The organism is Clavibacter lycopersici (assembly GCF_003576405.1).
GTDB classification, from domain to species: Bacteria; Actinomycetota; Actinomycetes; order Actinomycetales; family Microbacteriaceae; genus Clavibacter; species Clavibacter lycopersici.
Genome location: NZ_QWGT01000383.1, coordinates 1 through 1,584, shown reverse-complemented (window position 1 = coordinate 1,584; position 1,584 = coordinate 1). Strand labels below are relative to the sequence as shown.

Sequence of the window (1,584 nt, the reverse complement as noted above, 5' to 3'; positions counted from 1 at the left end):
CCGAGCGCGAGCCCGGCCCACTGCGCGCCGCGCACACGCAGCCCGAGCAGCGGGCCGACGAGCGTCGCGACCACCAGCGGCTGCACGGCGTCGATGAGCGCGGTCGTGCCGGTCGCGATCCCCGCGGCGATCGCCGCGTACACGAACGCGCAGTAGCCGAGCTGCGCGAACGCGCCGATGAGGGCCTGCCGGCCGAGCGTCCGCGGGGCGATCCCGCGTGCCGCACCCGTCGCCGCCACGAGTCCCACGAGCAGCACGGCGAGCGGCGCGAACCGCCAGAGGAGCAGCGTGGTCGCGGGCACCTCGACCGTGCCGATCGCCGCGATGAGGAAGCCCGAGCTCCACGCGAGCACGAACCCGGCTGCGGCCACCACGGTCACGAGCGGCCGAGGTATACCGACCTGTCTACTTGTCATGGGCTCGACTATACAGACCGGTATATTCGTCGTGTGACGACCTCCGTGCCCGACCTCGCCCCGCTCACCCCCGGAGCCCGCCGCGTGCTCGACGCGGCGTCCGAGCTCTTCTACGCGCGGGGGATCCACGTGGTCGGCGTCGACGCGATCGCCGCCGCCGCGGGCGTCACCAAGAAGACGATCTACGACCGCTTCGGCTCCAAGGAGCACCTCGTGGTCGCGTACCTGCAGCACCGCGACGCGCGCTGGCGCGAGCACCTCGCGGAGCACCTCGCGCGCACGCCCGAGCCCGGGATCGACCGGGTGCTGGCGGTGTTCGACGCCGCGGTCACGTGGGCCGCCGCGAACACGCCCAAGGGCTGCAGCGCGATCAACGCGCGCGCGGAGCTCGGCGCGGGGGAGCTGGGCGACGAGGACGACGGGCACGACGTGCTGCCCGAGGTCATGCGCCAGAAGGCCTGGCTGCTGGATCTCCTCCGCGACCTGTGCCGCGAGGCCGGGCTGCCGGATCCGTCCGCCGTCTCCCGCACGCTGATGCTGATGTACGAGGGCGGCCTCGTCACGCTCGGCATGGGCACCTTCGGGCATCCGCTGCAGGTCGCGCGCGACGCGGCCCGCGCGCTGCTGGAGGCGACCGCGCGGCCCTGACCCGGCGTCCTACGCGTCGTACAGCAGCCAGCCCGCGGGCGCGCCGCTCTCGTGCCGCGTCGGCTGCCGGTGCAGGAAGACCTCGCGGCCGCCGTGCGGGACCACGTCGACGGCGTCGCGCGGATCCACCCCCGGCGGCCAGTCGGGGAAGTCGGCGCTGCCGCCCGTCACGAACGGCAGGGCGGATCCGTCGCGCATCCGCACCAGGAACAGCAGGTACCCCATGCCGGACTCGCCGGCGTCGTGGATCCGCTCGGCCAGCTCCGCCGCCAATCGCAGCGGGCTGTCCTCGATGCGCACGATGTCCTCCACCTCGAAGGCGGGGCCCGGCCGGATCCCGGCCCGCGCGAGCTCCCCGCGCTCGGCCACGTGCACCCGGTCGCGCACGTGCCCCGACCGCAGCGTGATCCGGCAGGGCGCCAGCAGCCCGCCGTGCGTCCGCGGCACCCGCGCGAGCTGCGCGGCTAGCTCGGTCGTCAGCTGCATCCCGCCACGCTAGCGGGCGGCGGGCGTCCGGCCG

Annotated in this window: 3 protein-coding genes; 1 reads left to right on the top strand and 2 read right to left on the bottom strand. The window is 74.9% G+C overall.

What is annotated here, in order from left to right; all coding sequences use genetic code 11:
• On the bottom strand, positions 1–416 hold a 416-nt coding region (locus tag DZG00_RS15340), incomplete at its 3' end, for a DMT family transporter (protein WP_511172843.1).
• A gap of 33 nt (positions 417–449) precedes the next feature.
• Here DZG00_RS15340 and DZG00_RS15335 point away from each other — a divergent pair.
• Positions 450–1,064: a TetR/AcrR family transcriptional regulator gene (locus tag DZG00_RS15335; protein ID WP_119382416.1), complete on the top strand. Its 615-nt coding sequence runs from the start codon at positions 450–452 to the stop codon at positions 1,062–1,064.
• Between the two features lie 9 nt (positions 1,065–1,073).
• On the opposite strand, the gene DZG00_RS15330 is transcribed toward DZG00_RS15335, so the two are convergent.
• Positions 1,074–1,550, bottom strand: coding sequence for a hypothetical protein (locus tag DZG00_RS15330; RefSeq protein WP_119382417.1), 477 nt, complete (start codon positions 1,548–1,550; stop codon positions 1,074–1,076).
• Between the last annotated feature and the right edge of the window lie 34 nt (positions 1,551–1,584).